Below are 17,504 nucleotides of genomic sequence, written 5' to 3'. Positions count from 1 at the left end.
AATAAGAAGGAATAGAGTTTTGGAAAGTGAGAGAAAATGATTTCAAAGAGATTAGAATTAGTGGCTTCCTTTGTGCCACAGGGAGCCATTTTACTAGATGTGGGAAGTGACCATGCTTATCTGCCTATCGAGTTGGTCGAAAGAGGCCAAATCAAAAGTGCCATTGCGGGTGAGGTGGTGGAAGGTCCCTATCAGTCTGCGGTCAAAAATGTTGAGGCTCACGGCCTAAAGGAGAAAATCCAGGTTCGTTTAGCCAATGGCTTGGCAGCCTTTGAAGAGGCAGACCAAGTGTCTGTCATTACCATTGCTGGTATGGGTGGTCGTTTGATTGCTAGGATTTTAGAAGAAGGCTTGGACAAGTTAGCTAATGTAGAACGATTGATCCTCCAACCCAATAATCGTGAAGACGACTTGCGTATCTGGCTACAAGAGAACGAATTTCAGATTGTAGCTGAAAGTATCTTAGAAGAGGCTGGCAAGTTTTACGAGATTTTGGTGGTGGAAGCAGGACAAATGAAGCTATCAGCTAGTGATGTTCGCTTTGGTCCCTTCTTGTCCAAAGAGGTCAGTCCAGTCTTTGTCCAAAAATGGCAAAAAGAAGCTGTTAAGCTAGAGTTTGCCCTCGGACAAATCCCAGAAAAAAATCTGGAAGAACGTCAAGTTCTAGTAGATAAAATTCAAGCCATCAAGGAGGTTCTCCATGTTAGCAAGTGAAGTGATTAATGCGTATGAAGCCTTTTGCCCTCAGGAATTTTCCATGGAGGGAGACAGTCGTGGTCTGCAAATTGGTACTTTAGACAAGGATATCCAAAGGGTCATGGTGGCTCTCGATATTCGTGAAGAAACGGTGGTTGAAGCCATTGAAAAGGGTGTAGACTTGATTATCGTCAAGCATGCGCCGATTTTCCGTCCCATCAAGGATTTGGTAGCTAGCCGTCCACAAAATCAGATTTACATTGATTTGATAAAGCATGACATCGCAGTTTATGTCAGCCATACCAATATTGACATCGTTGAAAATGGCCTCAATGATTGGTTCTGTCAGATGCTAGGTATCGAGGAAACGACTTATCTGCAGGAGACAGGTCCTGAACGTGGAATTGGACGTATTGGGAATGTTCAGCCTCAGACATTTGGGGAATTGGCCCAGCATGTCAAGCAAGTCTTTGGTTTAGATAGCCTTCGATTGGTGCATTATCAAGAGAGAGATTTGCAGAAGCCTATTTCAAGAGTGGCCATCTGTGGTGGTAGCGGGCAGTCTTTCTATAAGGATGCTTTGGCAAAGGGGGCAGATGTTTATATCACTGGTGATATTTACTACCACACTGCTCAGGATATGCTGTCTGATGGCTTGCTAGCCTTGGACCCAGGTCACTATATCGAAGTGCTTTTTGTAGAAAAAATTGCAGAGCTTCTTAATCAATGGAAAGAGGAAAAAGGCTGGACTATTGATATCTTACCTAGTCAAGCATCGACCAATCCTTTCCACCATATCTAGTTAGAAGGTGAAGACAATGAAAAAAGTTGCCATTATTGGAGCAGGGATTGTAGGTGCAACAGCTACCTACTACCTCTCGAAAGAAAGTGATCTAGAAGTAACAGTCTTTGATCATGGACAAGGTCAGGCTACTAAGGCCGCAGCAGGAATTATCAGCCCCTGGTTTTCCAAACGCCGCAATAAGGCCTGGTACAAAATGGCGCGCTTGGGGGCTGACTTTTATGTGGATTTATTAGCTGATTTAGAGAAGTCAGGACAAGAAATCGACTTTTACCAGCGTTCGGGAGTCTTTCTCCTGAAGAAGAATGAGTCCAAGTTGGAAGAACTCTATCAACTAGCCCTCCAGCGTAGAGAAGAATCTCCTTTGATAGGGCAATTAGCCATTCTGGATCAAGCATCAGCAAATGAATTATTCCCTGGCTTGCAGGGATTTGATCACTTGCTCTATGCTTCTGGTGGAGCGAGAGTAGATGGTCAACTCTTAGTGACTCGTTTACTGGAAGCCAGTCACGTCACGCTGGTCAAAGAAAAAGTGACTCTGACACCTTTAGCATCAGGATACCAGATTGGAGAAGAGGTGTTTGATCAGGTTATTTTGGCGACGGGAGCTTGGTTGGGACACCTGTTAGAGCCTTTAGGTTATGAAGTAGATGTTCGTCCCCAAAAGGGGCAACTCCGAGATTATCAACTTGCCCAAGACATGGAAGCTTACCCTGTTGTTATGCCAGAAGAGGAGTGGGATTTGATTCCTTTTGCAGGTGGGAAATTATCCCTAGGCGCTACCCATGAAAATGATATGGGATTTGATTTGACGGTAGATGAAACCTTACTCCAACAAATGGAGGAGGCAGCCTTGCCTCACTATCCAGTCTTGGCAGTAGCGACTTCAAGAGCTGAGCGTGTGGGAATCCGTGCCTATACCAGTGATTTCTCTCCTTTCTTTGGACAAGTACCTGGCTTATCAGGTGTCTATGCTGCTAGTGGACTAGGTTCCTCAGGCCTCACAACTGGTCCTATCATTGGTTACCATCTAGCTCAACTGATCCAAGACAAGGAGTTGACCTTGGACCCTCTAAACTACCCAATTGAAAACTATGTCAAACGGGTAAAAAGCGAATAAGCATTTTACTGAAATTTTATCCTACCCTCTAGGATGGCAAATGACATTCCCTATCAAAAATGGTAAAATAAGAAAAAATAATCTGAGAATCGAGGAAAGAAGATGCAAGAAAAGATTTTGGTAACGGGTGGAGCAGGTTTTATCGGAACCCATACTGTTATTGAGTTAATCCAAGCAGGTCATCAGGTTGTTGTGGTGGATAACCTTGTTAATAGTAATAGAAAAAGTTTAGAAGTTGTTGAAAGAATCACAGGAGTTGAAGTGCCTTTCTATGAGGCAGATATTCGTGATACCGATACCCTCAGAGATATTTTCAAGCAAGAAGAACCAACAGGGGTCATTCACTTTGCTGGTTTGAAGGCTGTCGGTGAATCTACTCGTATTCCTCTTGCCTATTATGACAACAATATCGCAGGGACTGTTAGCCTTTTGAAAGTTATGGAAGAAAACAACTGTAAAAACATCATTTTCAGTTCTTCTGCGACAGTTTACGGAGATCCGCATACAGTGCCCATCTTGGAAGATTTCCCACTTTCAGTGACTAATCCATATGGCCGCACTAAGCTTATGCTTGAGGAAATTTTGACCGATATTTACAAAGCAGACTCAGAATGGAATGTGGTCTTGCTTCGTTACTTTAACCCAATCGGAGCCCATGAGAGTGGAGATTTGGGAGAAAATCCAAACGGTATTCCAAACAATCTCTTGCCATATGTGACTCAAGTAGCCGTTGGAAAATTAGAGCAAGTGCAAGTGTTTGGAGACGATTACGATACGGAAGACGGAACTGGTGTTCGTGACTATATCCACGTTGTCGATTTGGCTAAAGGTCACGTTGCAGCTCTGAAAAAAATCCAAAAAGGTTCAGGTCTAAACGTTTATAACCTTGGAACAGGTAAAGGCTACTCAGTTCTTGAAATTATCCAAAATATGGAAAAAGCAGTGGGACGTCCAATTCCTTACCGCATCGTAGACCGTCGCCCAGGGGATATCGCAGCCTGCTATTCAGATCCTGCAAAAGCCAAAGCAGAACTCGGCTGGGAAGCAGAATTAGGCATCACCCAAATGTGTGAAGACGCATGGCGTTGGCAAAGCAAGCATCCAAATGGATTTGAAGACTAAGATGGTGATGTCAATCATTGTCCCCTGTTTAAACGAAGAGGAAGTACTTCCTCTTTTTTATCAGGCTTTGGAAGCTTTACTTCCAGATTTGGAAACAGAAATTGAGTATGTCTTTGTCGACGATGGATCAAGTGATGGGACCTTGGAACTCTTAAAGTCCTATCGGGAGCAAAATCCGGCAGTGCATTATATTTCTTTCTCGCGAAATTTTGGCAAAGAAGCAGCTCTCTATGCAGGCTTGCAATATGCGACAGGAGATTTGGTGGTAGTGATGGATGCAGACCTCCAGGACCCTCCTAGTATGTTGCTTGAGATGAAAAACTTACTAGACCAGAATATAGATTTGGACTGTGTTGGAACACGGAGAACTAGTCGGGAGGGAGAACCCTTCTTTCGCAGTTTTTGTGCTGATCTATTTTACGGCTTCATGAAAAAAATTAGTCCAGTAGCCCTGCCGTCAGGTGTCCGTGATTTTCGCATGATGAGAAGATCTGTAGTCGATGCCATTTTAAGCTTAACTGAGTCCAATCGTTTTTCTAAAGGACTTTTTGCCTGGGTCGGTTTTAAAACCCACTATCTGGACTATCCAAATGTTGAAAGACAGGCCGGCAAGACCAGTTGGAGTTTTAGGCAACTCTTTTTCTACTCCATTGAAGGGATTGTTAATTTTTCAGATTTTCCCTTGATTATAGCCTTTGTGGCAGGTCTCCTATCTTGTTTTATTTCTCTACTAATGACCTTTTTTGTTGTGGTTCGGACTCTTATTTTGGGCAATCCGACGTCAGGTTGGACCTCTCTGATGGCTGTTATTCTCTTCCTTGGTGGGATTCAACTCTTGACCATTGGGATTCTCGGCAAGTACATCAGTAAGATTTATCTAGAGACCAAAAAAAGACCACTTTATCTTATCAAAGAAAAAAGTGATCTTCCTGATTTTACAGAAAAAAATAAAGAGAAAAGACTATAATTTTGCATGGAAATATGCTAAACTAGAAGGAGTGGAACGTTCTTGTCGATATTAGAGTTGATCTTTAATCAAGGCACGTGTCGGACAGTTTCTAACAGCTTCTACGACGTCCTGACTAGGAGAAATTTCTTTTTCTAGTTGATCAGGATCATCGTAAAAACGCACGATTCCATTATCGTGGTAATCAAATAATTCAGAATAAGTTTGGCAAAGCCCACAGGCAATGCAGCGTTCAGGTATAAGTGTGATTTTCATATTTATATTGTAATAAGAAAAGTAAAAAAAAACAAGGAGTAAGGTATGGCAAAAGAACCGTGGCAAGAAGATATTTATGAGAATCAAGAAGAAACAAGATCAGAACGTCGTAAGAGAGAACAAGGTGGAGGAGTGTTGGCTAATCGTATCTTGACTATTTTAGCAAGTATTTTCTTTGTGATTGTAGTCGTGATGATTATTGTTCTTATCTATCTTTCATCGGGTGGGAGTAATCGCACGGCAGCCTTGAAAGATTTTCACGATTCTGATGCAAATGTAGTACAGATTTCATCCTCTAGTAGTTCAGAGCAGGTATCTTCTAGTTCGGAGGAAAAGGTAGAAGAGTCCTCTAGTAGTTCAGAACATCCAACTGATCCAGAAGGGACGACAAAAGTCTTAGCTGGAGAAGGAGAAGCAGCCATTGCCGCTCGCGCTGGGATTTCGATTGCGCAGTTAGAGGCTTTGAATCCTGGGCACATGACTACAGGATCTTGGTTTGCTAATCCAGGTGATGTTGTCAAAATCAAATAGGAGTTGATATGAAAACAATTCAAATTGCTATTGACGGTCCAGCTTCAAGTGGTAAGAGTACAGTCGCAAAGATTATTGCCAAGGATTTTGGTTACACCTACCTAGATACAGGTGCTATGTATCGTGCAGCGACCTATATGGCTCTCAAGAACCAGTTAGGAGTAGAAGAAGTGGAAGCACTTCTATCCTTATTGGACCGGCATCCAATTAGTTTTGGGCGTTCAGAAACTGGAGAACAGCTGGTCTTTGTAGGAGATGTGGATATTACCCATCCTATCCGTGAAAATGAAGTGACCAATCATGTTTCAGCAATTGCAGCAATTCCTGAAGTACGTGAGAAACTAGTTTCTCTCCAACAAGCAATTGCCCAACAAGGCGGTATTGTCATGGACGGTCGCGATATTGGAACTGTTGTATTGCCACAAGCAGAATTGAAAATTTTCCTAGTAGCTTCGGTAGATGAACGAGCAGAGCGCCGTTACAAGGAAAATATTGCCAAGGGAATTGAAACAGACCTTGAAACCCTAAAAGAGGAAATTGCTGAGCGTGACTACAAGGATAGTCATCGTGAGACTTCGCCTCTCAAACAAGCAGAGGACGCTGTCTACCTTGATACAACTGGCTTGAACATTCAAGAAGTAGTTGAAAAAATCAAAGCAGAAGCTGAAAAAAGAATGTAAATGTAGAGAAGCCGATAGATTGATATCGGTTTTTTTCTAAATTTGTCAAAATGCTGATTTTAAGGTATAATAGTTGCTGTTCGAGAAATTTTGATTTTCAAAGAATAGTGAATGATTATAAGGAGAAACCATGAACAACCTACCAAATTGCCCAAAATGTAACTCAGAGTATGTCTACGAAGACGGTGCCCTACTGGTTTGCCCAGAGTGTGCTCATGAGTGGAATCCTGCTGAAGTTGCAGATGTAGAAGAGGGCATTGTCGCTATCGATGCCAACGGAAATAAATTGGCTGACGGTGATACTGTAACCCTCATCAAGGACTTGAAAGTAAAAGGTGCGCCAAAAGATTTGAAACAAGGGACGCGCGTGAAAAATATCCGTATCGTAGAAGGCGACCACAATATCGACTGTAAAATTGATGGCTTTGGTGCCATGAAACTCAAATCAGAGTTTGTGAAGAAAATTTAAACATGTCAAAGCACTATAAACTTGTATTTTATAGCCGTATCTTCTTGTTTCTAGCGGCTTTTACGGGAGTTTACCTTGAAATCGCCAAGCATGGTGGCTTTGGGATGCTACTCTATTATACGGTTCTGTCCAATCTCTTAGTAGCGATTTTTACACTCTATCTCCTAAAGGTTATGAGCCGTTTAGGTGAAAACTGGCAAAGACCAAGTCTTTTGCGTCTAAAAGGTGGGGTCACCATGAGTATCATGATTACCTGTGTGATTTACCATTTCCTCTTGGCGCCCATTGCGACCAATTTCTATACTCTAGAAAATTTCCTTTGCCACTATATCGTTCCCCTCTGGTTTTTAGCAGATACCCTCTTGTTTGATAAACAGGGTCAATACAAAATATGGGATCCAATTGTGTGGACGATTTTACCCTTGCTGTATATGATTTTTGCTCTTTTTAATGGCTTGGTACTGAAACTTGATGTTCCTAATTCTAAGGTCAGTCCCTTCCCTTACTTCTTTTTGAATGTGAACAAGGGTTGGGATGTCGTGTTCAAGTGGTGTCTGATTATCTTTGTTGCCTATATGGTGGCAGGATTTATCTTCTACTTTATCAAGCAAATCAAGAGAAAGTCATCCTAAGATACAAGGGATTCATTTTCGAGTTTAAGAAGGAGTCTGTACACCAAAGAGGCTTCTTCTTTTCTTGCTTGTTTGATGACTATCAAAAAAGTAGAAGATTAAGAGAAATATAGAAAGAGATTTCATGAAACAATTTTTAGAACGGGCCAGTATTTTGGCTCTCTCCCTCGTTTTGATTACTTCCTTTTCCATCTCGAGTGCCCTGCCAGCTATGTTTGACTATTATCAAGGCTACCCTAAGGAACAAATTGAGCTCTTAGCGAGCTTGCCATCTTTTGGGATCATGATTATGTTACTGCTAAATGGTTTCTTAGAAAAAATATTTCCTGAGCGATTACAGATTAGTTTGGGATTGTTGATTTTATCACTGAGCGGGACGGCTCCCTTCTGGTATCAAGCCTATCCCTTTGTCTTTGGAACACGGATTCTTTTTGGTTTGGGTGTTGGGATGATCAATGCCAAAGCCATTTCCATCATCAGTGAACGCTATCAAGGGAAAACGCGAATTCAGATGCTAGGGCTACGCGGTTCTGCAGAGGTTGTGGGGGCTTCTCTCATTACCTTGGCAGTCGGCCAGTTGTTGGCCTTTGGTTGGACAGCTACTTTCTTAGCCTATAGTGCTGGATTTTTGGTGTTGACCCTTTATCTGCTCTTTGTACCTTATGGAAAAGAAAAGAAAGAAATCAAGAAAAAAACGAAGGAAGCAAGTCGCTTAACTGGTGAAATGAAAGGCTTGATTTTTATCCTAGCTATCGAAGCGGCAGTTGTAGTTTGTACCAATACAGCTATTACCATCCGTATTCCAAGTTTGATGGTGGAAAGAGGGCTTGGAGATGCCCAGTTATCTAGTTTTGTTCTTAGTGTCATGCAGTTGATCGGGATTGTGGCTGGTGTGAGTTTTTCTTTCTTGATTTCTATCTTTAAAGAGAAATTGCTCCTCTGGTCTGGTATTACCTTCGGCTTAGGGCAAATTGTGATTGCCCTGTCTCCATCCTTGTGGGTGGTAGTGGCAGGGAGTATTCTGGCTGGTTTTGCCTACAGTGTAGCCTTGACGACGGTCTTTCAACTTGTCTCTGAACGAATTCCAGCTAAACTCCTCAATCAAGCAACTTCATTTGCAGTTTTAGGCTGTAGTTTCGGAGCCTTTACGACTCCATTTGTTCTAGGTGCAATTGGCTTACTAACGCATAATGGGATGTTGGTCTTTAGTATCTTAGGAGGGTGGTTGATTGTAACCTCTATCTTTGTCATGTACCTACTTCAAAAGAGAGCTTAGGATTGGTTCCTAAGTTTTTCTTTTTAGGATTTTTGTACCCATACAATATTTGTTTTAGAACCTTGTTTTCAGATTATTTTCTTGATAAAATAGAAGTTATGACGAGATATAAAGCAACTATTTCCTATGATGGTTACGCTTTTGCTGGTTTTCAGCGCCAGCCCCATGCGCGTAGCGTTCAGGAAGAAATTGAAAAAACCTTGACCAGGTTAAATAAAGGGCAAGCTATTACTGTTCACGGTGCTGGTAGGACAGATAGTGGGGTTCATGCCCTGGGACAGGTGATTCATTTTGACCTGCCTTATCAGATGAATGAGGAAAAGCTCCGTTTTGCTCTAGACACTCAGTCCCCTGAAGATATTGATGTAATTTCGATTGAACTTGTGGCGGATGATTTTCATTGCCGTTATGCCAAGCACAGTAAGACCTATGAGTTTATCGTAGACAGGGGCCGTCCCAAAAATCCTATGCGTCGTCACTATGCCACCCACTTTCCTTATCCGCTTGATGTGGAACGGATGCAGGAGGCTGTCAAGAAATTAGAAGGGACCCATGATTTTACAGGTTTTACAGCCTCTGGGACCAGTGTGGAAGACAAGGTTCGCACCATTACAGAAGCTAGTCTTAGTGTTGATGAGACAGGCCAGTTTTTAACCTTTACCTTTTCAGGAAATGGTTTCTTGTATAAGCAGATCCGCAATATGGTGGGGACACTGCTTAAAATCGGCAATGACCGCATGCCAGTAGAGCAGATTGGCCTGATTTTGGAGAAGAAGGACAGGCAACTTGCTGGTCCAACGGCAGCACCTAATGGTTTGTATTTAAAGGAGATTCGTTATGAAGAATAATCGTATTTTAGCACTTTCTGGAAATGATATTTTTAGTGGTGGTGGTTTATCCGCTGATTTGGCTACCTATACCTTGAACGGCTTGCATGGCTTTGTAGCAGTGACTTGTTTGACAGCCTTAACAGAAAAAGGATTTGAAGTCTTTCCAACTGACGATGCCATTTTTCAACATGAATTGGATAGCTTGCGTGATGTGGAGTTTGGGGGAATTAAGATTGGTCTTCTCCCTACTGTCAGTGTGGCTGAGAAGGCATTGGACTTTATCAAGCAGCGCCCAGGAGTGCCTGTGGTATTGGATCCTGTCTTGGTCTGCAAGGAAACGCACGATGTAGCAGTTAGTGAACTCTGCCAAGAGTTGATTCGCTTTTTCCCTCATGTCAGTGTGATTACGCCTAATCTTCCTGAAGCAGAATTATTGGCTGGTCAGGAAATCAAAACCTTGGAAGACATGAAAGCTGCAGCGCAGAAATTGCATGACTTAGGCGCGCCAGCAGTCATTATCAAGGGAGGCAATCGCCTTAGTCAGGACAAGGCTGTAGATATTTTTTATGATGGACAAACCTTTACAGTCCTAGAAAATCCTGTCATCCAAGGGCAAAATGCTGGCGCAGGTTGTACCTTTGCCTCTAGCATTGCCAGTCACTTGGTTAAAGGTGATGAACTTTTATCAGCAGTAGAAAGCTCGAAGGCTTTCGTTTACCGTGCCATTGCACAAGCAGATCAATATGGAGTAAGACAATATGAAGCAAACCAAAACAACTAAAATCGCCCTTGTATCCCTATTAACCGCCCTTTCTGTGGTTCTAGGCTATTTCTTAAAAATTCCAACACCGACAGGCATTCTAACTCTTTTAGATACGGGTGTCTTCTTTACGGCCTTCTACTTTGGTAGTCGTGAAGGAGCTGTAGTCGGAGGACTAGCAGGTTTCTTGATTGACCTCTTATCAGGCTACCCTCAGTGGATGTTCTTTAGCTTGGTTAACCATGGCTTGCAGGGATTTTTTGCAGGATTTAAAGGCAAAACTCAGTGGCTAGGCCTTGTTTTGGCAACTATTGCCATGGTAGGGGGCTACGCCTTGGGTTCTACATTGATGAATGGCTGGGCTGCAGCCCTACCAGAAATTCTACCAAATTTCATGCAAAATATGGTAGGGATGATTGTAGGGTTTGTGCTTAGTCAGAGTATTAAGAAGATAAAGTAAAAAGTTAGCTGTTTGAGCTAACTTTTTTGTATAGATTTAATCAAAATAAAGCAAGTCTTTGCTGGTGCTTGTAAAGAGGTCAAAGCCATCCTTGGTAACAACACCGCAGTCTTCAATACGGACACCAACTTTACCAGGGATATAGATACCTGGTTCAACAGAGAAGCACATGCCTTCTTCGATGACCATGTCGTTTCCTTCCATGATGGATGGGAATTCGTGGACATCCATACCGATACCATGACCGAGACGGTGGTTGAAGTACTCGCCGTAACCAGCTTTTTCGATGACCTCACGGGCGGCGCGGTCCACTTCATGGGCAGTCACACCTGGTTTGATAAAGTCAAGAGCAGCTTGTTGAGCTTCAAGAGTCAAGTTGTAAATATCTTTCTTGAATTGGTCTGGTTTACCAACAGCGACCGTACGAGTCATATCTGATGCATAGCCGTTGACTAGAACACCGAGGTCAAAGAGGAGAAGGGCGTCATTTTCAACCTTATTAGCTGCTGGAATGCCGTGTGGATTTGCAGCATTATCACCTGTCAAGACCATGGTATCAAAGCTCATTTCATAGCCTTCACGTTTCATGGCAAAGTCAATTTGTGCAATAATATCTGTCTCAGTCTTATCAAGAGAAATATTATCAAAACCAACATTAACAGCCTTGTCCGCATAGAGACCTGCAACCATCATTTTTTGCACTTCGTCAGCTGATTTGATGAGGCGCATGCGTTGGATGCGAGGAGTGAGGTTTTCAAACTCAGCAGTTTCAAAAACTGATTTCAAGCCATGGTATTTTGTCAAGATAAGATTGTCAAACTCAACAGCTACACGTTTGAAGTCAAGGTGTGGAAGAGCATGTTTCATTTTTTGCCATGGATTTTCAGAATCCACATAGCCCACAACTGGGAAGGAAACGGTGCTGCTTGCACGCTCAACTTCAAGGGCTGGGACAAAGAGGAGAGGTTCCTGATCCGCTAGGACAAAAAGGAACATTTGGCGTTCATGGGGATCACTGTAAAAGCCAGTGAGGTAATTGATTGTGACGGGGTCAGATACGACAGCGACGTCTAGTTTTTCTGATTCAAGATATGTTACGATTTGTTGTAATTTAGACATATGCTACCTTCTTTCTACCCCTCTATTTTGGCAAAAAATAAGAGAAAATGCAAGGGAGAAGGGTAAAAGAACAGACAAAAAGAACTCCGACAAGATAACGGAGTTCTTTGATATAGTTTCACTGTGTTTAAGAAAAGTCAGCCTTGCTTTTGACGTCGCTGTATTCCTCAGCGATTTCTTGGCTGAGGATGTCCTCATAGGCAGGGAGTTGGATATCCTGACCGTATTTCTTCTTGAGGGCAGTCGTGACCAGGCGATAAGCTAGATTGGCATTACGAGAGAGGATAGGTCCGTGGAAGTAAGAACCAAAGACATTCTTATAATGAACCCCTTCACCGACCTTTTCTTCATTGTTTCCATTTCCATAGACAACCTGTCCCAGTGGTTTTTGGTCATCTGATAGGAAGGTACGGCCCTGATGATTTTCAAAACCATAGTAGGTTTCATTGAAATCTTCATTGTGAATCTTGATGTCCCCGATAAAACGGTTGTTGGTCTGGTTGAGGGTATAATGTCCCATGACCCCTAGTCCTTCGATGCGTCTCCCTGAAGCTTCAACATAATATTGACCCAATAGTTGGAAACCACCACAGATAGCAAGAACCACACCATCGTTTTGGATGTAGTTGTCAATGCTCTCTTTTTTAGCAGGTAGGTCGTCTGCAATGATACTTTGTTCAAAGTCTTGGCCACCACCGAAAAAGGCGATATCGTAGTGATTTTCATCAAAGTCATCATGGAGAGAAACGATGTCAACCGTCACATGAGCCCCCAGCTTTTCAGCTACATACTTGAGCATGAGGATGTTTCCATTGTCTCCATAGGTATTCATAAGATTTCCGTAGAGGTGGGCAATGTTGAGCTGATAAGGGTAAATGCCATCTTTTGAGGAAAGTGAAGTATAAACCATTAGTTCATCTCCTTTCTAACAATCTGACGACTAGCCAGCAGTTCGCGGAATTCAAGCATAGCAGTATAAGTAGCCAGAATATAAGCATGCTTGCAGTCTTGGTTCTCAATTGTCTTAAGAACTTGCTCCAGACTACTTGTTTCAGTGATTTTTTCAGCTGGATAGCCTGTCACTCGGAGACGACGTGCGATTTCAGAATGACGAACACCGCCAGCATTGATTTCAGGAATGTCCATGTCAGTGATTTGTTCAAAATCAGCATCCCAAATCCAGCTGGTATCAATACCGTCTGCATAGTTGGCATTGAGGAGGACTGATAGGCTAAATGGATAAGGAGCTAGTTTAATCATTTCGATAGCTTGGGTTGCACCGACTGGATTTTTAATTAAGACAAGGGTACATTCCTTGTTACCGATATGGAAGGTTTCTTGGCGTCCAAAGACAGCACGGCTCTTATCAAATCCTTGCTTGATTAGTTGCGAATCTGCGCCGAGGAAACGGGCAATGGCAACCGCAGCTAGGGCGTTGTAGATATTGTAGAGACCACCGATTTGAATACCGTATTCTTGGCCGTCAATGACAAAGCGAGAGCGATTGTTGGTTAACTCAACCAATTCTGTCAAGCGATAGTCGAGATCAGGACGTTTACATCCGCAGTCTTCACAGATATAGGCACCCAAGTTTGCATAGGTATTATGCTCATATTTGAGGATGCCTTGGCAGTCAGGACAGAGAATCCCTTCGGTATTATAGTGAGCCAGCTGGGCTGGTCCTTTCTCCAAGTCAAAACCAAAATACTCTACAGGATTTGGAATAGCTGGCTTGTAGAAAAGTGGACTGTCTCCATTAAGAAGAACGGTGGCAGTAGGCACCTTACGAATAGCATCCAAAATCATCTTGTAAGTTGTGTAAATCTCACCATAGCGGTCCATCTGATCACGGAAGATATTGGTGATAACAAATAAGCTTGGCTGGATATAGTCACAGATACGAGATAGACTGGCTTCGTCGATTTCTAGGACGGCAATATTTTTCCCAGTTTTAGAAGATTTGGCTGTTAAGAAGGTTGTCGCAATTCCTGTAATCATGTTGGCACCGCTTGGGTTGGTCAGAACTTGACCATAAACCTCTTTTAAAATGCCGACAGTGAGGGCAGTTGTCAAGGTTTTTCCATTGGTTCCAGTGACCACGACAATCTCGTAGTTCTTAGCTAGGTTTTGTAAAATATCTTTATCAAATTGAAGGGCGAGTTTTCCTGGGAGCGTACTTCCACGGCCAAGATGGCTTAAAATGAAGTGGGAAGAGCGCCCAGCTAGGAGGCCCAAAGTAGTTTTTAATTTCATGTTTCTATTATATCATAAAAGAGGGAAAAGACAGATTTGATACTCAATGAAAATCAAAGAGCAAACTAGGAAGCTAGCCGCAGGCTGTACTTGAGTACGGCAAGGTGAAGCTGACGTGGTTTGAAGAGATTTTCGAAGAGTATGAGATTTCGCAGAAATGAAAACAGCCCTCAGAGGGCTGTTCGATACGATTAAATCTCAACTTAAATCGCAAACAAGTCATTCAAGTTCTCAGCCAAGGTTGGGTGAGTGAAGATTTGTTTTGTGAAGTAAGTGTAAGGAATCTTGTTGTCCATAGCAACAGTGATGATGTTGATGATTTCTTGAGAACCTTCTGAGAAGATGCTTGCTCCAAGAATTTCTTTTGTTTCAGTATTAACAACAGCTTTGAAAGCTCCGCGAAGGTCTCCGTTTACGTGACCACGAGGCATTGCTGCAACAGGGATTTCCTTAACGGCGTATGGAAGTTTCAAATCAGCTGCTTGGCTTTCAGTCAAACCAACTTGTGAAAGGGCAGGTGTGATGAACATAGTGTTTGGTACATTGAGACGGTCTTCAAGCGTGTAGCTGCCATCTCCAGCAAGGTAGCTGTAAACAACACGGAAGTCATCAAGTGAAATGTAAGTAAATTGAAGGCCGCCATTGACATCTCCAACTGCAAAGACACCAGGAACGTTTGTTTGACAATGTTTGTCTACTTTAATAGCACCACGTTCAGTTAGTTCAATATCTGTATTTTCAAGTTGAAGTGGTTCTACATTTGGTTTGCGTCCAGTTGCGTAGAGAAGGGAATCGAAACGGTAAGTTTCATTTTCAGTTACGACAAGCACTTGGTCACCATCGTTTTTGATTTCAGTAGTACGGATGTTTTGAAGCAATTCAATACCGTCTTCTTCCATGTATTGTTTAGCAAGAGCTGCGATGGAAGGTTCTGCACGAGGTAGGAAAGTATCCAAGGCATCTAGGACTGTAACCTTGCTTCCAAGTTTGTTGTAAAGGCCGGCAAATTCAAGACCGATATTTCCACCACCAAGGACTCCAAGTTTTTCAGGTAATTTGTCCAAGTTTTGGATACCTGTTGAGTCAAAGACGTTTTTGCTTGTAGCGAGTCCAGGGATTGGCAAGACGTTTGAAACAGCACCAGTATTGATGACGATTGTTTCAGCAGTCAGTTCTTTCTTTTCATCACCAGCTTGGATTTCGATGACTTTATTTGAAAGGAAGTGAGCTTCCGCATCAAAGATATCCACGCCTGTACCAGCAACAGTCGCATAGTTTTTACCGTTGAGGCGACCAGTGATAGTGTTTTTGGTAGCAATCACTTCTTCAAAAGACAAGTCCTTCTCAGCAGCAACTAGCAAAGTCTTAGTTGGGATACAACCGATGTTGATACAAGTTCCGCCGTACATGGCTTTGCTACGTTCAATGAGGGCAACTTTTTTGCCAGCTGAAGCCAATTTACCTGCTAGTGTTTTACCAGCTTTACCAAATCCGATAACGATTAAATCATAAGTTAACATTTATCTTCCTCCTATTCGCATTTCATTCTAGCACAAGAAAAAAACTTTTGCACAATTCTGCTACGCTTTAAAAAAGTTTATGAAATAGTGGAAAGTTTAACTTTATTTTCTCAAAAAAATCGTTTACATGACTTTATCGACGGATTGGGCTATCTTTTGCTTCTCTCTTGTGTTATACTAGATAGGTTGCAAAGAAAACAGTACTTTTCTTTTGTGGAAAAGAAGCAACACGATTTTGTATCCAGTATATGAAAATACGTCATAAAAAGAAAAGTATAAACTAAGCCCTATAGGGTGGCTTCGCACCACCTTTAGAAAGAAGAATAACGTGAAATTTAATGAATTAAACTTGTCTGCTGATTTGCTAGCAGAGATTGAAAAAGCTGGTTTTGTAGAAGCCAGTCCTATCCAAGAGCAAACTATTCCATTGGCTCTTGAAGGTAAAGATGTGATTGGTCAAGCCCAGACTGGTACAGGTAAAACTGCAGCCTTTGGCTTGCCAACCCTTGAAAAAATCCGTACAGAAGAAGCGACTATCCAAGCCTTGGTCATCGCTCCAACTCGTGAACTAGCTGTCCAAAGTCAAGAGGAACTCTTCCGCTTTGGTCGTAGTAAGGGTGTAAAAGTTCGCTCAGTTTATGGCGGATCAAGCATCGAAAAACAAATTAAGGCTCTTAAATCTGGTGCCCATATCGTGGTGGGAACTCCTGGTCGCCTTTTGGACTTGATTAAACGCAAGGCCTTGAAATTACAAGATATTGAAACTCTTATCCTTGACGAAGCGGATGAAATGCTCAATATGGGCTTCCTTGAAGACATCGAAGCTATCATTTATTGTGTCCCTGAAAACCGTCAAACTTTGCTTTTCTCAGCAACTATGCCAGATGCCATCAAACGTATCGGTGTTCAGTTTATGAAAGAACCTGAGCATGTGAAGATTGCTGCTAAGGAATTGACAACAGAATTGGTTGACCAATACTATATCCGAGTCAAAGAACAAGAAAAATTTGACACAATGACTCGTCTCATGGATGTGGAACAACCAGAACTTGCTATCGTATTTGGTCGTACAAAACGCCGTGTGGATGAATTGACTCGTGGTTTGAAAATCCGTGGCTTCCGTGCAGAAGGAATTCATGGAGACCTAGACCAAAACAAACGTCTTCGTGTCCTTCGTGACTTTAAAAATGGCAATCTTGATGTTTTGGTTGCGACAGACGTTGCAGCGCGTGGGTTGGATATTTCAGGTGTGACTCATGTCTATAACTACGATATTCCACAAGATCCTGAAAGTTATGTTCACCGTATCGGTCGTACAGGTCGTGCTGGTAAGTCAGGTCAGTCTATTACTTTTGTATCACCAAATGAAATGGGTTACCTCCAAATCATTGAGAATTTGACTAAGAAACGCATGAAAGGTCTCAAACCTGCAAGTGCAGAAGAAGCTTTCCAAGCAAAAAAACACGTAGCTCTCAAGAAAATCGAACGTGATTTTGCAGATGAGACAATCCGTGCCAACTTTGAGAAATTTGGTAAGGATGCTCGTAAGCTAGCTGCCGAATTTACTCCAGAAGAATTGGCAATGTATATCTTGAGTCTGACTGTTCAAGATCCAGATAGTCTTCCTGAAGTGGAGATTGCGCGCGAAAAACCACTGCCATTTAAACCATCAGGTAATGGCTTCGGTGGTAAAGCTAAGGGAGGTCGTGGAGGCCGTCGTGGGGACGACCGTCGAGACCGTGATCGCCGTGGCAATAGTCGTCGTGATGATTTCAAAAAAGGAAGTCGTAGCAACGATCGTTTCGATAAGGAAAAACGTTACCGTAAGGATAATAAAAAACCACGCAATACTTCAAGCGAAAAGAAAACAGGCTTTGTGATTCGTAACAAGGGCGATAAATAAGAAAAAGCGGTTCAAAATGAATCGCTTTTTTATATAAGGAGACCGAATGTAAAAGAAAGATAAATAAAATAGATATATTATCTTCTTGTAATATTATAATACACAAAAA

The 17,504-nt window shown here is 42.3% G+C and carries 19 protein-coding genes; 14 read left to right on the top strand and 5 right to left on the bottom strand.

From position 1 onward, the window contains the following. Positions 1-36: 36 nt before the first annotated feature. The 5 genes from B7699_RS03400 (at position 37) to B7699_RS03380 (ending at position 4,707) form a co-directional block, all read left to right on the top strand. Complete coding sequence (locus tag B7699_RS03400) at positions 37-714, top strand: tRNA (adenine(22)-N(1))-methyltransferase (protein WP_084927154.1); 678 nt, start codon at positions 37-39, stop codon at positions 712-714. Continuing rightward, positions 701-1,498 (top strand): Nif3-like dinuclear metal center hexameric protein, encoded by a 798-nt coding sequence (locus tag B7699_RS03395; RefSeq protein ID WP_049502397.1) that lies wholly within the window; start codon positions 701-703, stop codon positions 1,496-1,498. The genes B7699_RS03400 and B7699_RS03395 overlap by 14 nt, the downstream gene beginning before the upstream one ends. Positions 1,499-1,514: 16 nt before the next feature. Beyond that, on the top strand, positions 1,515-2,618 hold the full coding sequence (locus B7699_RS03390) for an NAD(P)/FAD-dependent oxidoreductase (RefSeq protein WP_084927153.1): 1,104 nt from the start codon (positions 1,515-1,517) through the stop codon (positions 2,616-2,618). Between the two features lie 102 nt (positions 2,619-2,720). Next, on the top strand, positions 2,721-3,740 hold the full coding sequence (gene galE, locus B7699_RS03385) for a UDP-glucose 4-epimerase GalE (protein ID WP_024057477.1): 1,020 nt from the start codon (positions 2,721-2,723) through the stop codon (positions 3,738-3,740). 1 nt (position 3,741) lies between these two features. After that, the gene (locus B7699_RS03380) at positions 3,742-4,707 is read left to right on the top strand and encodes a glycosyltransferase family 2 protein (RefSeq protein ID WP_084927240.1); all 966 of its coding nucleotides are present in this window, start codon (positions 3,742-3,744) and stop codon (positions 4,705-4,707) included. A gap of 51 nt (positions 4,708-4,758) precedes the next feature. Here B7699_RS03380 and B7699_RS03375 read toward each other — a convergent pair whose 3' ends face one another. Beyond that, positions 4,759-4,962, bottom strand: a complete 204-nt coding sequence (locus tag B7699_RS03375) for a ferredoxin (protein WP_162496576.1) — start codon at positions 4,960-4,962, stop codon at positions 4,759-4,761. A 45-nt stretch (positions 4,963-5,007) separates the two neighbouring features. Between B7699_RS03375 and B7699_RS03370 the strand changes: the two genes are divergently transcribed. The 8 genes from B7699_RS03370 (at position 5,008) to B7699_RS03335 (ending at position 10,600) form a co-directional block, all read left to right on the top strand. Continuing rightward, positions 5,008-5,493, top strand: coding sequence for an SAG1386/EF1546 family surface-associated protein (locus B7699_RS03370; protein WP_192851998.1), 486 nt, complete (start codon positions 5,008-5,010; stop codon positions 5,491-5,493). A gap of 8 nt (positions 5,494-5,501) precedes the next feature. Then, a complete protein-coding gene (gene cmk, locus B7699_RS03365; RefSeq protein ID WP_084927151.1) occupies positions 5,502-6,173 on the top strand; it encodes a (d)CMP kinase in 672 nt (223 codons plus the stop codon). Positions 6,174-6,303: 130 nt separating this feature from the next. After that, positions 6,304-6,642, top strand: coding sequence for a zinc ribbon domain-containing protein YjdM (locus B7699_RS03360; protein WP_001061582.1), 339 nt, complete (start codon positions 6,304-6,306; stop codon positions 6,640-6,642). A gap of 2 nt (positions 6,643-6,644) precedes the next feature. Further along, complete coding sequence (locus tag B7699_RS03355) at positions 6,645-7,274, top strand: Pr6Pr family membrane protein (protein WP_084927150.1); 630 nt, start codon at positions 6,645-6,647, stop codon at positions 7,272-7,274. A 124-nt stretch (positions 7,275-7,398) separates the two neighbouring features. Continuing rightward, the gene (locus B7699_RS03350) at positions 7,399-8,550 is read left to right on the top strand and encodes an MFS transporter (RefSeq protein WP_084927149.1); all 1,152 of its coding nucleotides are present in this window, start codon (positions 7,399-7,401) and stop codon (positions 8,548-8,550) included. Positions 8,551-8,648: 98 nt separating this feature from the next. Then, complete coding sequence (gene truA, locus B7699_RS03345) at positions 8,649-9,398, top strand: tRNA pseudouridine(38-40) synthase TruA (protein WP_084927238.1); 750 nt, start codon at positions 8,649-8,651, stop codon at positions 9,396-9,398. Next, on the top strand, positions 9,388-10,161 hold the full coding sequence (locus B7699_RS03340) for a bifunctional hydroxymethylpyrimidine kinase/phosphomethylpyrimidine kinase (RefSeq protein ID WP_084927148.1): 774 nt from the start codon (positions 9,388-9,390) through the stop codon (positions 10,159-10,161). Before truA ends, B7699_RS03340 begins: the two co-directional genes overlap by 11 nt. After that, the gene (locus B7699_RS03335) at positions 10,139-10,600 is read left to right on the top strand and encodes an ECF transporter S component (RefSeq protein WP_084927147.1); all 462 of its coding nucleotides are present in this window, start codon (positions 10,139-10,141) and stop codon (positions 10,598-10,600) included. Before B7699_RS03340 ends, B7699_RS03335 begins: the two co-directional genes overlap by 23 nt. A 36-nt stretch (positions 10,601-10,636) precedes the next feature. On the opposite strand, the gene B7699_RS03330 is transcribed toward B7699_RS03335, so the two are convergent. From B7699_RS03330 to B7699_RS03315, 4 genes are all read right to left on the bottom strand, one after another. Then, a complete protein-coding gene (locus tag B7699_RS03330) occupies positions 10,637-11,719 on the bottom strand; it encodes a M24 family metallopeptidase (protein ID WP_084927146.1) in 1,083 nt (360 codons plus the stop codon). 127 nt (positions 11,720-11,846) lie between these two features. After that, a complete protein-coding gene (gene gatD, locus B7699_RS03325; RefSeq protein ID WP_000263185.1) occupies positions 11,847-12,629 on the bottom strand; it encodes a lipid II isoglutaminyl synthase subunit GatD in 783 nt (260 codons plus the stop codon). Continuing rightward, entirely contained in the window at positions 12,629-13,972 is a 1,344-nt protein-coding gene (murT, locus tag B7699_RS03320) for a lipid II isoglutaminyl synthase subunit MurT (protein WP_084927145.1), read from the bottom strand. Before murT ends, gatD begins: the two co-directional genes overlap by 1 nt. A 203-nt stretch (positions 13,973-14,175) precedes the next feature. Next, the gene (locus B7699_RS03315; RefSeq protein WP_084927144.1) at positions 14,176-15,492 is read right to left on the bottom strand and encodes an FAD-containing oxidoreductase; all 1,317 of its coding nucleotides are present in this window, start codon (positions 15,490-15,492) and stop codon (positions 14,176-14,178) included. 328 nt (positions 15,493-15,820) lie between these two features. Between B7699_RS03315 and cshA the strand changes: the two genes are divergently transcribed. After that, positions 15,821-17,395, top strand: a complete 1,575-nt coding sequence (gene cshA / locus B7699_RS03310) for a degradosome RNA helicase CshA (protein WP_084927143.1) — start codon at positions 15,821-15,823, stop codon at positions 17,393-17,395. The last annotated feature ends 109 nt before the right edge of the window (positions 17,396-17,504 follow it).

Origin of the sequence: Streptococcus mitis, assembly GCF_002096835.1 — a bacterium.
In the GTDB taxonomy this organism is placed as follows: domain Bacteria; phylum Bacillota; class Bacilli; order Lactobacillales; family Streptococcaceae; genus Streptococcus; species Streptococcus mitis_W.
This window is presented reverse-complemented; position numbering and strand designations above follow the sequence as displayed.

What these genes read in the sequence shown, in the direction of transcription:
- B7699_RS03400 (WP_084927154.1), top strand. Translation starts at nt 37, where the DNA reads ATGATTTCAAAGAGATTAGAATTAGTGGCTTCCTTTGTGCCACAGGGA.
- B7699_RS03395 (WP_049502397.1), top strand. Translation starts at nt 701, where the DNA reads ATGTTAGCAAGTGAAGTGATTAATGCGTATGAAGCCTTTTGCCCTCAG.
- B7699_RS03390 (WP_084927153.1), top strand. Translation starts at nt 1,515, where the DNA reads ATGAAAAAAGTTGCCATTATTGGAGCAGGGATTGTAGGTGCAACAGCT.
- galE (WP_024057477.1), top strand. Translation starts at nt 2,721, where the DNA reads ATGCAAGAAAAGATTTTGGTAACGGGTGGAGCAGGTTTTATCGGAACC.
- B7699_RS03380 (WP_084927240.1), top strand. Translation starts at nt 3,742, where the DNA reads ATGGTGATGTCAATCATTGTCCCCTGTTTAAACGAAGAGGAAGTACTT.
- B7699_RS03375 (WP_162496576.1), bottom strand. Translation starts at nt 4,962, where the DNA reads ATGAAAATCACACTTATACCTGAACGCTGCATTGCCTGTGGGCTTTGC.
- B7699_RS03370 (WP_192851998.1), top strand. Translation starts at nt 5,008, where the DNA reads ATGGCAAAAGAACCGTGGCAAGAAGATATTTATGAGAATCAAGAAGAA.
- cmk (WP_084927151.1), top strand. Translation starts at nt 5,502, where the DNA reads ATGAAAACAATTCAAATTGCTATTGACGGTCCAGCTTCAAGTGGTAAG.
- B7699_RS03360 (WP_001061582.1), top strand. Translation starts at nt 6,304, where the DNA reads ATGAACAACCTACCAAATTGCCCAAAATGTAACTCAGAGTATGTCTAC.
- B7699_RS03355 (WP_084927150.1), top strand. Translation starts at nt 6,645, where the DNA reads ATGTCAAAGCACTATAAACTTGTATTTTATAGCCGTATCTTCTTGTTT.
- B7699_RS03350 (WP_084927149.1), top strand. Translation starts at nt 7,399, where the DNA reads ATGAAACAATTTTTAGAACGGGCCAGTATTTTGGCTCTCTCCCTCGTT.
- truA (WP_084927238.1), top strand. Translation starts at nt 8,649, where the DNA reads ATGACGAGATATAAAGCAACTATTTCCTATGATGGTTACGCTTTTGCT.
- B7699_RS03340 (WP_084927148.1), top strand. Translation starts at nt 9,388, where the DNA reads ATGAAGAATAATCGTATTTTAGCACTTTCTGGAAATGATATTTTTAGT.
- B7699_RS03335 (WP_084927147.1), top strand. Translation starts at nt 10,139, where the DNA reads ATGAAGCAAACCAAAACAACTAAAATCGCCCTTGTATCCCTATTAACC.
- B7699_RS03330 (WP_084927146.1), bottom strand. Translation starts at nt 11,719, where the DNA reads ATGTCTAAATTACAACAAATCGTAACATATCTTGAATCAGAAAAACTA.
- gatD (WP_000263185.1), bottom strand. Translation starts at nt 12,629, where the DNA reads ATGGTTTATACTTCACTTTCCTCAAAAGATGGCATTTACCCTTATCAG.
- murT (WP_084927145.1), bottom strand. Translation starts at nt 13,972, where the DNA reads ATGAAATTAAAAACTACTTTGGGCCTCCTAGCTGGGCGCTCTTCCCAC.
- B7699_RS03315 (WP_084927144.1), bottom strand. Translation starts at nt 15,492, where the DNA reads ATGTTAACTTATGATTTAATCGTTATCGGATTTGGTAAAGCTGGTAAA.